Raw genomic sequence first — 12,828 nt, 5'->3', positions numbered from 1 at the left:
CCGGGTCATTCCCGGTTCCGGAATGAACTTGCGGCGACTCGACTCAGGTCCGCGCGATGGGTGCGGAGACCGCCTCGGTGATCCGCGCGAGGTCCGTCGGCGCCACCTCGACGTCGAAGCCGCGACGTCCGCCGGACACGAAGATGCTCGCGTACGACAGTGCTGACTCGTCGAGCACGGTGCGGAGCCGGGTCTTCTGGCCGACCGGACTGATGCCGCCGACCACGTAGCCCGTGCGCTTCTCGGCGAGGGCGGGATCGGCCAACGTCGCCTTCTTGCCCCCGACCGCCGCGGCGATGGCCTTGAGGTCGAGCCGGTTCGCCACCGGCACGATCGCCACCGCCAGTGCGCCGTCGACCGAGACGACCAGGGTCTTGAAGACCTGCTCCTCGCGGAGGCCGAGGGCGGCGGCCGCCTCTTCGCCGAAGTTGGTGGCACTCTCGTGGTGCTCGTACACGTGCGGCGTGTACGGGACCCCGGCCGCCTCGAGCGCGACGGTCGCTGGGGTGCTCGGCGAACCTGCGGTCATGCCGTGATCCTCCCCCGCCGCACCTTCCGGTCCTCGACGGCACGCGGGCGTTACGCTGAACGGACCATGACCGCCGTCCTGCTCGTGCTCCGCGCCACCGCCGCGCTGGTGCTCGGTGACCCCGCCGCGGGGGTCCTGCCCCTGCTGGCGGTGGCGGCGCTCGGACTGACCGCGGTCGCCGTGACCGTGGTGGTCGCGCGCCTGCTCGTCGCGGTGCTGGCGGCCGTCCTCGGCGTCGGATCGACGTCGATGTCCGATCGGACCGCCGTGCCCGACCTGGTCACCCGCATCGGGTGGAGCCACCCCGACGCCGACGGACACGTCCGCTCGCGGGCACCGGGGGCCGCGACCCCGGCCTGACCACCGACCGGTGGCCGGGCCGCACGCGCACCCCGCTGACCCACCACCGATCGGAACCGTCATGGACCTGTCCACCCTGCCCCTCGTCGGCCCGCTGCTGCACGGCGGCGCGGACCTCGTCGCCGCGCTCACCGCGGCGCTGTCCCCCGTCGCCGGCTCGTTCGCCGCGGCGATCGCCGTCGTGCTCCTCACCCTCGCCTCCCGCCTGGTGCTCGTGCCGCTGTCCGTGCTGCAGGTGCGGGCCGAACGGGACCGCCGGCGTCTCGCGCCACAGCTCGCGGCGCTCCGGGAGCGGTACGGCCGCGACACCCAGCGCCTGCAGCGGGCGATGCAGCAGCTCTACACCGACGAGAAGGTCTCGCCGCTGGCCGGCTGCCTGCCGGTCCTCGCGCAGGCACCCGTGGTGTCGCTCGTCTACGCCCTGTTCACGCACGCCTCGATCGGCGGCACCGCGAACGCCCTGCTGGACGCCACCTTCGTCGGGGTCCCGCTCGGGCACTCCCTGATCGTCACGCTCACGTCGCCGCTGTGGGTGCACGCCTGGGTGGTGCTGGTGTTGTTGGCGGTGCTCGCGGTCGTCGTCGAACTGAGCCGCCGGTCGAACCTGCACTGGAACCCGGTGGCGGCGCCGGAGCCCGGCACGCCCGGGGCCGCCGCGACGGTCGCCGTCGGCCGGTACGTGCCGTTCGTCACGGTCGTGTTCGCGGCGATCGCACCGCTCGCCGCCGCGCTCTACGTCGTGACGAGTGCGGCCTGGACGTACGGGGAACGCGCCGTACTGCGCCGGGTGGTCCGCTAGCCGCCCTGGCCCTCCTGCTGCGGACCCTGGTCGACCGGGTCGTACTCGGTGCCGCGACCCTGTTCCTCGTCGGCGGTCGGCACGTGGCGTTCCGTGCCGGTCCCGCCGGGGCTGGTCGCGATGTAGTCGGCCTCGCCGGACTGGGTGTCGTGGCTCAGCGGCTCGAGGGTCTCGGCGTCGGCGTCGTGCTGCGGCGTGGGGTCGGTGCTCATGCACCACGCCTACTCCCTCGTTCTGGGTGCGCGCGCACGGCCGGCCGGTGCCACGATGGACCTGTCCACGCGACCGGCAGAGCGGGAGTGCGCATGGCCCACGACGACGTGGCAGCGGAACGGGCACGGCTCGAAGCCGTCGCCTGGGGAGCAGGGTCGAGCCCGGCGGACGCGGCGCGCGCCCGGATCGCGCTGCAGGACCTGGAGCGCGGACAGCGACCGCGCAGGCGCCCGGTCGCGACGGCACGGGATCCACTGCCGGGAGGCCCGGGACCGGCCCGCACGTCGGCCCCGTCCGCAGCGCGGTCGGGTCCAGGGCCCGTGGCCGGGCCAGTGCCGGCGGCCGTGCCCGCGCCCGCCGGCGCGCCGGAGCCGACCGACGGCGGTGGGGGCGACCACGTCGACGAGGCGCGGGGTGACGGCGGAGGCGAGCCGGGCCTCCAGGCCGTGCCGACCGCTCGCACCCGGTGGCGTCGGTGGCTGTGGACGGAGCGACCACGCGCCTGGATCGCCGGCGGCGCGGCGGCGGCGGTGGGCGTGGCGTTCGCGGCCGGGACACTCGTCGGGACCGCGCAGCCCGACGTCGCAGCCGCGCCGAGCGTCACGCCGACGCCGGGGACGGTGACCCTCGAGCAGCTGCTCGACGTGCCGCAGACGTACGCCGACCAGCTGCCGGGGCCGGTCGCGGCGCCCGTGAGCCTGCACACGACGCGACTGGTCTTCACGAACCGGGCGCTCGACGGCGGGACCGCCGAGACCCCATGGAACGTCTGGGCCGGCATCGGGACGGACCGGTCGACGATCTGCCTGGTGGCGACGGCGGACCGCATCGAGTCGTCGACGGCGTGCTTCCCGCGGCAGGCGGCGTTGCACGGTTCAGTGTCGATGTCGGCGCAGTCCAGGAGCGGCACGTTGACGATCGAGCTGCGCGGGGGCGGGGTCCAGGGTCGGGTGACGAACGAGTACTGAGCGAGCGGTCGGGAGCTGAGTGTTTCGTTGGAGCGCTCCGACAAATGTGCTGGATGCCCTCGCGAGAGACGTTCCATCGTGCAACACTGGGTGAGCGCACTCGTCGTGGAGTCGTACCCACATCATCCACATCCGCCAGCGAGCGCGCCCCGCAGACCCTCCAGGTCACCGCCGTCAGAACGATCGGCACCGTCGCGCGCTCCACCGTGCCTCGGAGGAGGTCAGCAGCGTGTCCACCAACACCACCACCTCGGCCGTGTCGACCCACACGCGGCCGATCACCGTCACCAGCCAGTCGATCGTCGGCATCGCCGTCCTCGGACTGGCCACGTTCTTCGCCATCACCACCGAGCTCATGCCCGTCGGGCTGCTCGGCACGATGAGCGCCGACCTCGGCGTCAGCGAGGCCACCATGGGCATCGTCATCACCGTGTACGCCGCCGCCGTCGCGATCCTCGCGCTGCCGCTCACCGCGTTCACCGCGAAGCTGCCGCGCAAGACCGTGCTCGTCGCCACGCTCGTCGGCTACACCGTGTCGAACCTGATGGTCGCGCTCGCCCCGTCCTTCGCCGTGGTGTGCGCCGGACGCGTCGTCGGCGGCATCGCGCACGCGCTGTTCTTCTCGGTCGCCTCGGCGTACGCCACCCGGATCGTGCCGCCGCGGCTGGCCGGCCGCGCGATCGCGTTCGTGTACTCCGGTAGCTCGCTCGGGTTCGTGCTCGGCGTGCCCCTCGCGACCTGGGTCGCGCAGCACATCGGCTGGCGCCAGGCCGTGTTCTCCGTCGGGGTCGCCGCAGCGGCACTCGCGATCGTCGCCCTGCTGTTCCTGCCCGCCGTCCGCGGTGCCTCGTCGCCGCACATCGGATCGCCGAAGGCCTGGGCACGCACCGGGCTGCTGTCCGTCGTGATCGCCGACATGCTGCTCTTCGCCGGGCACTACGTCGTCTACACCTACATCGGGCCGTACGCGATCGACGCCGGGCTCGATGCCGGCATGGTGAGCGGGGCGCTGCTCGTGCTCGGTGGCACCGGTGTCGTCGGGCTCTGGCTCGCCGGCATGTTCGTGGACCGTGCGCCCCGGCAGACCCTGATCGCCTCGGTCGCCGTGATGGCCGTGGCCTTCGCGACGATGCCGTTCGTGCACGGCTCCCTGATCGGGACGATGGTCGTCGCGGGCGTCTGGATGGCCGCGAACGGCACCACGGGCACGCTCTTCATGGCCGCGGCGATCCGCGCCGGAGGCGTCTCCCCCGACATCGCCGGCGCACTGGTCAACGGCGCGTCCAACATCGGCATCGCCGGTGGTGCGGCGTTCGGCGGGCAGGCGCTCGGGATCGTCGGGCTGCAGTACCTGCCGTTCGCCGGCGCCGCGGTGCTGGTCGGGGCGCTCGGGGTCGTCGTGCTGGCTCGGCGTGGGTTCCCGGTGCACTCGCACGCGCAGGAGCACCTGTCGACCTCGTCCATCGAGGCCATCACGTCGTCGCTCGCGGTCGTCACCACGTCGGTGCCGGTCGTCGGGCGGGCGATCCAGACGGTCACGGGATCGATCGGCGTCGTCACCGGGTCGGTGCAGCGGCAGCGGACGCGTTAGGGGCTGGCGCGGGCGGCGGGCGGTCGGCGCCCGAGCGGCGTGTCGGCCCGCCGAGTGGTCACGACATGCCGCGCGCCGATCGTCGAGTGGTCGAGAAGTGTCGGCTGGAGGCTCGGCGGGCGACGGTTTGCGACCACTCGGTGGACGCCGGCGGCGTGTTGTGCGACCGCTGCGACGGCGGAAGGCCTGGCGCCGAGTGGTCACGACATGCCGTTGGTGGGGCGTCGGGGGTGCTTGAACTGTCGTCTTGCGGGTCGGCGGGCGACGGTTTGCGACCACTCGGTGGACGCCGGCGGCGTGTTGTGCGGCCACCGCCACCGCCACCGCCACTGCGCCCGCCGCTCGGTCAGTCCAGCAGGTGGTCCGTGCGGCGGCGGTTGCGCACCGCGCGGTAGACCAGCAGCGCCGCACCGAGCAGCACCAGCACCCCGGCGGCGATGAGTCCCGGACCGAGGTCCGCCCCCGTGTACGCCAACGGTCCACCGTCCCCCGCGTCGCCCTGGCCCGACACCGGTGCCGAGCCCGATCCGGCAGCGGGGCCGGTCGGAGCCGCTGAAGGAGCGCCACTCGGCGACGGTGACGGCGACGGAGCGGGAGCCGGACCCACCGCGGCCCGCACGACGAACGCCAGCGGCGTCGCGGCCCCGGACTCCGGGGTGACGACGGTCGCCGCCTCGGCCCCCTCGACGTCGACCGAGACGACGTACTCGGTCGTGGGCTCCAGGCCGGTCAGGTCGAACGCACCGTCGTCGTCCGTGACGACCGACACGGGATCGCCGGACTGCGTGTCCGTCGGAGCCGCGACGACCTCGACGTCCGGAACGGGCTCGCCGTTCGTGTCGACGACCGTGCCGGGCTGGTCGGTCGTGACCTCGGCTGCGGTTGCTGCGGCGGCGAACGGCAGGTCGGACGAAGCACGCTCGCCGGCGACGGCCGTCACACCGGTGTTCGACGTCGCCCCGGTCGCCCCCGGCTCGGGACGTTCGGTCCGGACGGTGTACGTGCCCGCTGCGGTGGCGAAGACGTAGCGACCGTCGGCATCGGTCTCCGTCGATGCGACCACGGCGCCCGTGCCGTCGACGAGCTCGACCACCGCGCCGGCGGGCACGGATGCACCGTCGAGCGAGACCGCACCCGCTACCGTCGCGACGACGGCGGCCGGCACATCGATCTCGTCGGGGACTGCCGGTGCCGCGTCGACGTCGCCGGTCGTGATGGTCACGGGCGGCTCGTCGGCGACGGACACGTCGAGGTCGGTGTCCGCCGGCAGGTCCGAGCCGATGTAGACGCCGTCGCTGTTCGTCGTGGTGTCGACGAGGACGTCCCCGGAGTCCGGGTCGGTGATGACGACCTCGAGGTTCGAGACCGGTCGGCCGTCCTCGTCGACCACGGTGCCGATGACCGACACGGTGTCCTCCGGCGACGTGAACGCGAAGTCGGCCTGCTGGTCCACGCCGCCCGGCGAGCCTGCCTGGGCGAGGGAGACCCTGGTCGGCTGGTCCGGGCCCTCGGCGCCGTCCGGCGGGGTGATCTCGACGCGGTAGTTCGCGATGACCGGCAGCTGCGGGAACGCGTAGGTGCCGTCGGGGTCGGTGGTCGTCGTGGAGACGGTGCCGCGCGGAGCGGTGACGCGGACGATCGCCCCGGGGATGGGGGCGCCGTCGAGGGTCGCCGTGCCGGTGATCGCGGCGGTGCGGTTGGCGAACCAGGTCTGGTACACGGGGAACCCGCTGCGCTGCTGGTACGTGATCGTCCGGCTGGTGAGTGACACGGTCGGCGTGAACCAGGTCGTGGCACCGGCGGTGTCGACCGCGCCGGTGTTGCCCCTCAGGGTCCGGGTGGCCGGGTCCCAGGTGGGCCGGTCCTGGCCGGTCGTGCCGTCGGGGTCGGCGGTGCACGACGGCCCTCCGGCGACGGCGGCCGAGCACGAGTTGTAGGAGCTCACGTAGCCGAGCTGCTCCGCGGTCGCGGCGCCACCCCCGGAGACGGTGGCCGAGATGGTCGCCCGATCGGCGTCGACGTCGCCGAGCACGAACGACCAGCTCTGGGCACCCGGCGTCGGCTCGGCGAACGTGTAGGTGGTCGTCGATGCCCCGGTCGTGGGCGAGTCGACGTTCGGCCGCTGGTTCATGTAGGTCGTGCCGCGGCTCGTCCCGTAGACCGCGCCCGACGGGGTCGACGCTGACTGCCAGGTCGATGCCCCGCTGACGACGGTCGACTGCCGGGAGTCCGACGTGAAGGTCGTCTCGGGGAACCCGGCGAGCGTCATCGTGCCGGTGTAGGCCCGGCTCGCTCCGCTGAGGGTGAAGGTCCCCCAGTTGCCGACCGGCTCCGCCGACGCACTGGTCGCGCCGCCGATCGCGAGTCCTGTTCCGAGTGCGAGGGCCGTCAGCCCTGCCGTGACCGCGCGCCAGCGCCGCATGTGTGCTCCCCCGCTGTGGCGCCGGAGAACCCGACACCCCCTCAGACTATCCAGCGGGCGCGGCTCGTGTCCGGGGCACGACACAAGCAAGAAGGTCCCGCCGAGTGGTCACGACATGCCGCGCGCCGATCGTCGAGTGGCCGAGAAGTGTCGGCTGGAGGCCCGCCGGACGACGGTTCGTGACCCCTCGACGAACACGAGCGGCGCGTCAGGAACCGAGCTCCACGAGGGCGTCGAGCGCCGGCACCTGCCCGGCCACCACGAGCTCCCGCGCCTGGTCGACACCGACCCACCGCGCGTCGTCCACCTCGGGCACCTCGACGAACCGCCCCGACCCGCGCGGCAGTTCGAGCCGCACGGTGTTGCTCCGCACGGTGTCGACCGAGAACCCCGACGCCGCGGCCGCGAAGACGCGCACGCGCTTGCCGGATGCCTGCCGGAACTCCCCCAGGTCGGTCAGGTCTGCGGCGCCCACCGGTGCGGGCACGCCGATCTCCTCGGCGAACTCGCGCAACGCGGTCACGTCGGGCTGCTCACTGACCTCGACCAGGCCCTTCGGGATCGACCAGGCACGCGGCCGGTTCCGCCAGAACGGCCCACCCATGTGGGCGAGGAAGACCTCGGGCCCGGACGGACCGGTCCGGTGCAGCAACAGTCCGGCGCTCACGACCACGGCCCGAGACTACGCAAGGACCTGCCGGGAGGCCCGGGTCACCGCCGCCGCGCCGCGCACCACCCGGCGTGGCCGGGCCCACCGCCGGTTTCCCCGGCCCGCGCCGGGAGTACCGTGTGGCGCACGGAGCGCCGTGTGACGCCCCCGGAGGACCTGCGATGGAGGAGGCCGATCGGGATGGACGAACGATGGACGACGGTGACGCTGGCCGCGGACGCCGCGATGCCGCACGACGAGGCCCTGCGGTGGATCGCGTCGCGTGCGGGCAACGGCATCGAGCGGATCCGGATCATCGGTGCGGACCCGGCGATCGAGGGACCTCGACCGGTCGCCGACCGTCTGGCCGAGGCCGCCCGCGCCGCCCTGCCCGGGGTCACCGTCGAGGTGCACCGGCACGCGGGGCCGTTCGCCACCGCCCTGGTCGAGGAGTCGGACGGGGGCGACCTCCTGGTCATCGGCACGTTCCGGAGCCGGCGGGGTTCGACCGCCGGTGGCGACCCGGCACGCGTGGCGGTCCGGGCCGCCGTGCCGACGGTGATCGTCCCCGAGGGGCCGCACCCGATCGACGGCGACGTGGTGCTGGCCGTCGAGGAACCGATCGACGAACGCGCCGTCTCGATCGCCGTCGGCGAGGCCGTCCGGCTGCACCGCCGACTGACGCTGCTGCGGGCGTGGGAGATGCCCGTGCTGACCAGGACCGGGCTCACAGACTTCGCTGAGGACCCCCTGCGGTGGCGCGCCCGGAACGCCGAACTGCTGCAGCGGGTCACCGAGGACCTGACCGCGCGGTTCCCGGCGGTGCGGATCCGGCCGCTGCTCGTCGAGGGACACCCGGGGCACGCCATCGCATCGCGCACCCGGCGGGCGTCGCTCGTGGTGCTCGGACGGGGGCACGTGCGGGTGCTGTCCGGCGCACTGCTGCACGACGTGGTGCGTGAGACGGCCGCACCGGTCTGCGTCGTCCCGCCGGCCGCGCACCCGGACAGCGCGGTGCCGGAAGGGGTCAGCCGACGAGTTCCCGGATCGCGTCGGCCATCTGGTCGGTGAGGTACGCGACTCCACGGCCGTTCGGGTGCAGGGCGCCGGCCCGCAGGTCGATGCGTCGCAGGTCGCTCGAGCCGGTCAGGCTGACACCGGCGACGTAGCGCTCGTCCCGCGGGGCGCAGGCCGAGTGGGCCTCGGTGCGGTCGAGGACGTCGACGAACCGGACTCCGGCGGCGTCCGCGGCGGAAGCGGAAACGGTGTCGAGCTCCTCCTGCACGCCGTGCAGGTACGCGACGTCGTCGTCGGTGAAGGGGAAGGTGTCCGACGGGAAGGACCCGGCGAGGGTGCCGAGGTCGAGCGCCGAGCGGAAGCAGCCCTTCGCCGGGGTGTGCTCGGTGTCCGGGAAGATCGCCGGGTACCCGAGGAACACCACGACGGCGTTCGGTGCTGCCCGTTTCACTGCTGCCAGGGTGTCGGCGATCCCGAGCGCGACCCGGGACTGGATCTTGGCGCTGAGTTGGTCCTCACCGTCCTGCACGAGCGTGCTCTCGCACGACGGCGCGTCACGTCCGGAGAACACCGGGCCGTCGGCCGAGATCGCCAGGCACGACGCGGCGGTGCCGAACAGGTCGGCGTCGTTGCCGCCGATCGTCAGGGTCACGAGCCGGGTGCGCGACGACAGTGACTCGATCTGCGGTGGGACGCCGTTGAACTGGTGCCCGGTCGTGACGTCCTCGCTCGTGGCGCCGGCGCACGTGACGTCGGTCAGGTCGAGGCCGAACCGTGCCGCGAGCCGGTGCGGGTAGTCGCGGGCCGACTGCACGCACGCGCTCGTGGGCAGCCGGGTGCGATCGCCGAGCCCGTACCCGGCGGAGTAGGAGTCACCGAGCGCGACGTACTCGCTGCCGGGCGGCAGGTCGGCAAGCGATTCGGCGGGGTCGTCCGGCACCGGGTAGGGCTGCGGGACGGGCCACATCGGGGCAGCCGAGGCGGGCTGCACCGAGCCCGGAGCTGCGACCCCCGCCACCACCAGCCCGACGACGGCCACCGCTGCCAGGGCGGCGAGCAGCGTCGTACGGGCGGTGCGGAGCAGTTGCGGCCTCCGGGCGGGTGCGGCGGATCGGTCGGTCGGGTCGGGCGGTGGCGCGGGACGGTGTCAGCGGCGTCCGAGTCGGCGTTCGCCACCGCTGCCGGTGCGGTACTCCAGCCCGTAGTGCTGGAACAGCACCGGCTCGGTGGCGGCGTCGAGCTCCCCGTCGGTCGGGATCGACGGTGCGTCCTTGACGAGCTTCTTCGGGAACGTCACGCGCAGGTGCTTCGGGGCGACGGTCGCGCCGAACAGCGGGACGAAGACGAGCTTGTGGAACCCGACCATGCCGGTCGTGAGTGCTCCGAACGCCGGCTCGGACGTGGCGGTGTCGTAGTAGATGCTCTCGAGCGTGCCGACCTTGTCGTCGGCCTCGTCGACGACGGGCAGACCGATCCAGTCACGGATGTTCGCGGCTTCGAACACGAAGGACTCCCTCCGAGCAACCGGCAGGTCCGGGTGGCTCTCGGTCGACGCTACCGCTCGGTCGCCTGAGCGGTCACCCGGAGCCGGTCGACTGCGCCGAGCACGTCGTCCGCGGTGACGGCGAGGATGGCCGGGTCCGGGTCCTCGGCGAAGACGTCGCCGCGGCGCACCGATGCGTCGGTGAGCACGATGTGCGGGCCGGTTGCCGGCGGACCCCACGCCTCGGGCGGTGCCGGTCCGAACAGCACCACCGAGGGCACCCCGTACGCGGTCGCCAGGTGCGCAGCACCGGTGTCGACCGTGACGACGAGCCGCGCCGCGGCGATCACCGCGGCGAACGCCTGCAGGTCCAGCGTGCCGGCCAGGACCGCCTCCGGCGCCAGGCCGGCCGCGTCGGCGACGGCACGGGCGCGCACGACGTCGTCCGAGCCTCCCGTCAGGACCACGTCGGCACCGCGCGCCCGGAGCCCGCGCACCACGTCGGCGAAGCGGTCGGTCGGCCAGTGCCGCGCACCGTGGAAGGCCCCCACGTGCACGACGGCCGCGCCGGCGACCACCGGGGGCGCGGCGGGGCGGTCGATGTGCACCTCGGTCGCGTCCGCGGGGATGCCGTGCCACGTGAGCAGGTCCGCCCAGCGGTCGCGCTCGTGCACGCCGTCGGGCCACTCCGGGCCCTCGTAGTCGTGGGTGCGGTCGGCGTGTCCGATCACCCGGCGCGGGCCGAGCGCGGCGACGAGGTCCGAGGACTCCGGGCCGGCGCCGTGCAGGTTGACGGCGACGTCGACGGCTCCGTGCGGCACCCCGATCGGGTGGTCGAGACCGTGCTGGGCCAGGTGCACGTCCACCGCCGGGACGAGTTCGACGACCGGCGCCAGCCACGCCGTGGTGGCCAGGGTGATGCGGTGGTCGGGGAAGGCCCGGCGGAGCGCGTGCAGTGCGGGGACGGCGACGAGCAGGTCGCCGAGCTTGATGGCACGGAGGACGAGCAGTTCCGGGCGTCCGTCGGAGTCGGGCAGGCGTTCGAGGGCGGTCACCGCCGTGACGGTAGACCCGCCACGCTGACGGGCCTGCCGGGACCGCGCTCCGTGGCGCTTCCTGGGGCGGTGCCCGGCCGTCGACCGGTAGTCACGGAGCATGCCCCTCGCACCGGACCGCGTCATCCGCGGCCTGCTCCTCGACCGCGACGACACCCTCGTGGTGGACGTCCCGTACAACGCCGACCCGCACCTGGTCGTCCCCGTCCCCGGAGCCCGCCGCGCCGTCGAACGGGCACGCGCCGCCGGGATGCTGCTCGGGGTCGTCACGAACCAGTCGGTGATCGCCAAGGGCATGGCCACCCGCGAGCAGGTCGACGCCACCAACGCCCGGGTCGACGAGCTCGTCGGCCCGTTCGACGTCTGGTGCGTCTGCCCGCACGACGCCGGCGACGACTGCGCCTGCCGGAAGCCCCGGCCCGGGATGGTCCTCGACGCCGCCGACCGGCTCGGCATCCCGCCGGAGTCGATCGTCGTCGTCGGCGACATCGGTGCCGACGTGCAGGCCGGCCGGAACGCCGGTGCGCAGGGCATCCTCGTGCCCACCCCGCGCACCCGCCGCCAGGAAGTGGACGCCGCCGAGACCGTCGCCGCCGACCTGGACGAGGCCGTCACCCTGGTGCTCGAACACGTCGGCAGCGTGGCGGACCGGGCGTGAGCGCCGCTCGACGCGTCCTCGTCGCCCGGCTCGACTCGTTCGGCGACGTCCTGGTCGCCGGGCCCGCGGTCCGCGCGGTCGCCGCCGGGGCCGCGCACGTGACGATGCTGTGCGGACCGCAGGGTGCCCCGGCCGCCGACCTGCTGCCCGGCATCGACCGGGTGCGGGTGTGGGCGGCGCCGTGGGTGACCGAGACCGCACGCCCGATCGACGACACCCTGCTCGCCGGGTTCCGCGCGTTGATCGCCGAGGAACAGCCCGACGAGGCCGTCGTCCTGACGTCCTTCCACCAGTCGCCCCTGCCCCTCGCGCTGCTCCTGCGCCTGGCCGGGGTCCCCCGGGTCTCCGGGGCCTCGGTCGACCACCCCGGGTCCCTGCTCGACGTGCGGCTGCGCCCCGGCGAGGACCTGCCCGAGGACCTCCCCGAACCCGAGCGCGCGCTGCGGATCGCCCAGGCGGCCGGGTTCCGGCTGCCGCCGGACGACGACGGGAGGCTCGCGGTGCGCCACGACGCCGTCCTGCCCCCGCCCGTGGCCGGCCTCGACCGCTACGTGGTCGTCCACCCCGGAGCCAGCGTCCCGGCACGGTCGTGGCCGGAGTCGCACCACCGTGCGCTCGTCGCCGCCTACGCCGAGCGCGGCGTGCCCGTCCTCGTCACCGGCTCCCCCGGCGAACGCACGCTCACCGCAGCCGTGGCGGGCGACACCGGCATCGACCTCGGCGGACGCACCACGCCGGCCGAACTCGCCGCCGTGCTGGCCGGAGCCGAGGTCGTCGTGGTCGGGAACACCGGCCCGGCACACCTCGCCGCCGCCGTCGGGGCGCCCATCGTCAGCCTGTTCTCGCCCGTCGTCCCCGCCGTCAAGTGGGCGCCGTACGCACCGCTCGTCGAACTGCTCGGCGACCAGGCCGCACCGTGCCGTCTGAGCCGTGCCCGGGAGTGCCCCGTCCCCGGCCACCCCTGCCTGTCCGGAGTGCGCATCGAGGACGTCCTGGCGGCCCACGAACGGCTGCTCGACCGCGTTTCGCGGACTGATCGGAGAAGTCTGCGGTGCGGCCCAGAAGGCGCTGCGTAGCGTGCGCC

At 74.1% G+C, this 12,828-nt stretch carries 14 protein-coding genes; 7 read left to right on the top strand and 7 right to left on the bottom strand.

All coding sequences use genetic code 11. From position 1 onward, the window contains the following. Positions 1 to 43: 43 nt before the first annotated feature. Positions 44 to 529 carry a Cys-tRNA(Pro) deacylase gene (gene ybaK / locus ACL00U_RS08775; RefSeq protein WP_042537191.1) on the bottom strand — a complete coding sequence of 162 codons (486 nt, stop codon included), beginning with the start codon at positions 527 to 529 and terminating at the stop codon, positions 44 to 46. A gap of 66 nt (positions 530 to 595) precedes the next feature. Here ybaK and ACL00U_RS08770 point away from each other — a divergent pair, with 66 nt between their 5' ends. Together ACL00U_RS08770 and ACL00U_RS08765 are read left to right on the top strand one after the other, a co-directional pair. Beyond that, a complete protein-coding gene (locus ACL00U_RS08770) occupies positions 596 to 889 on the top strand; it encodes a hypothetical protein (protein ID WP_412873306.1) in 294 nt (97 codons plus the stop codon). Positions 890 to 950: 61 nt separating this feature from the next. Then, positions 951 to 1,688, top strand: a complete 738-nt coding sequence (locus ACL00U_RS08765) for a YidC/Oxa1 family membrane protein insertase (RefSeq protein WP_194590921.1) — start codon at positions 951 to 953, stop codon at positions 1,686 to 1,688. Here the strand turns inward: ACL00U_RS08765 and ACL00U_RS08760 are convergent. After that, positions 1,685 to 1,900 (bottom strand): hypothetical protein, encoded by a 216-nt coding sequence (locus ACL00U_RS08760; RefSeq protein ID WP_071250731.1) that lies wholly within the window; start codon positions 1,898 to 1,900, stop codon positions 1,685 to 1,687. The two genes, ACL00U_RS08765 and ACL00U_RS08760, sit on opposite strands and share 4 nt — an antisense overlap. A 321-nt stretch (positions 1,901 to 2,221) precedes the next feature. Here ACL00U_RS08760 and ACL00U_RS08755 point away from each other — a divergent pair, with 321 nt between their 5' ends. Beyond that, on the top strand, positions 2,222 to 2,869 hold the full coding sequence (locus ACL00U_RS08755) for a hypothetical protein (protein ID WP_412873305.1): 648 nt from the start codon (positions 2,222 to 2,224) through the stop codon (positions 2,867 to 2,869). Positions 2,870 to 3,098: 229 nt separating this feature from the next. After that, positions 3,099 to 4,460: an MFS transporter gene (locus ACL00U_RS08750; protein WP_412873304.1), complete on the top strand. Its 1,362-nt coding sequence runs from the start codon at positions 3,099 to 3,101 to the stop codon at positions 4,458 to 4,460. A gap of 346 nt (positions 4,461 to 4,806) precedes the next feature. On the opposite strand, the gene ACL00U_RS08745 is transcribed toward ACL00U_RS08750, so the two are convergent. Both ACL00U_RS08745 and ACL00U_RS08740 read right to left on the bottom strand, forming a co-directional pair. Beyond that, the gene (locus tag ACL00U_RS08745; RefSeq protein ID WP_412873303.1) at positions 4,807 to 6,882 is read right to left on the bottom strand and encodes a collagen binding domain-containing protein; all 2,076 of its coding nucleotides are present in this window, start codon (positions 6,880 to 6,882) and stop codon (positions 4,807 to 4,809) included. Positions 6,883 to 7,090: 208 nt separating this feature from the next. Next, positions 7,091 to 7,555 (bottom strand): NUDIX domain-containing protein, encoded by a 465-nt coding sequence (locus tag ACL00U_RS08740; protein ID WP_017887374.1) that lies wholly within the window; start codon positions 7,553 to 7,555, stop codon positions 7,091 to 7,093. A 177-nt stretch (positions 7,556 to 7,732) separates the two neighbouring features. Here ACL00U_RS08740 and ACL00U_RS08735 point away from each other — a divergent pair, with 177 nt between their 5' ends. After that, on the top strand, positions 7,733 to 8,602 hold the full coding sequence (locus ACL00U_RS08735; RefSeq protein ID WP_412873302.1) for a universal stress protein: 870 nt from the start codon (positions 7,733 to 7,735) through the stop codon (positions 8,600 to 8,602). On the opposite strand, the gene ACL00U_RS08730 is transcribed toward ACL00U_RS08735, so the two are convergent. The 3 genes from ACL00U_RS08730 to ACL00U_RS08720 all read right to left on the bottom strand — a co-directional run bounded on the left by ACL00U_RS08730 (position 8,559) and on the right by ACL00U_RS08720 (position 11,086). Then, the gene (locus ACL00U_RS08730; protein WP_412873301.1) at positions 8,559 to 9,587 is read right to left on the bottom strand and encodes an SGNH/GDSL hydrolase family protein; all 1,029 of its coding nucleotides are present in this window, start codon (positions 9,585 to 9,587) and stop codon (positions 8,559 to 8,561) included. The two genes, ACL00U_RS08735 and ACL00U_RS08730, sit on opposite strands and share 44 nt — an antisense overlap. 108 nt (positions 9,588 to 9,695) lie before the next feature. After that, positions 9,696 to 10,052 carry a PRC-barrel domain-containing protein gene (locus ACL00U_RS08725; RefSeq protein WP_042537177.1) on the bottom strand — a complete coding sequence of 119 codons (357 nt, stop codon included), beginning with the start codon at positions 10,050 to 10,052 and terminating at the stop codon, positions 9,696 to 9,698. Positions 10,053 to 10,102: 50 nt separating this feature from the next. After that, complete coding sequence (locus ACL00U_RS08720; RefSeq protein ID WP_259495755.1) at positions 10,103 to 11,086, bottom strand: glycosyltransferase family 9 protein; 984 nt, start codon at positions 11,084 to 11,086, stop codon at positions 10,103 to 10,105. Between the two features lie 100 nt (positions 11,087 to 11,186). Between ACL00U_RS08720 and ACL00U_RS08715 the strand changes: the two genes are divergently transcribed. Continuing rightward, positions 11,187 to 11,744 carry a D-glycero-alpha-D-manno-heptose-1,7-bisphosphate 7-phosphatase gene (locus ACL00U_RS08715; protein WP_412873300.1) on the top strand — a complete coding sequence of 186 codons (558 nt, stop codon included), beginning with the start codon at positions 11,187 to 11,189 and terminating at the stop codon, positions 11,742 to 11,744. Further along, positions 11,741 to 12,820: a glycosyltransferase family 9 protein gene (locus ACL00U_RS08710; RefSeq protein ID WP_159556274.1), complete on the top strand. Its 1,080-nt coding sequence runs from the start codon at positions 11,741 to 11,743 to the stop codon at positions 12,818 to 12,820. The genes ACL00U_RS08715 and ACL00U_RS08710 overlap by 4 nt, the downstream gene beginning before the upstream one ends. Positions 12,821 to 12,828: the final 8 nt, after the last annotated feature.

Source organism: Curtobacterium poinsettiae (genome assembly GCF_047226435.1).
Taxonomy (GTDB): Bacteria; Actinomycetota; Actinomycetes; order Actinomycetales; family Microbacteriaceae; genus Curtobacterium; species Curtobacterium poinsettiae.
This window is presented reverse-complemented; position numbering and strand designations above follow the sequence as displayed.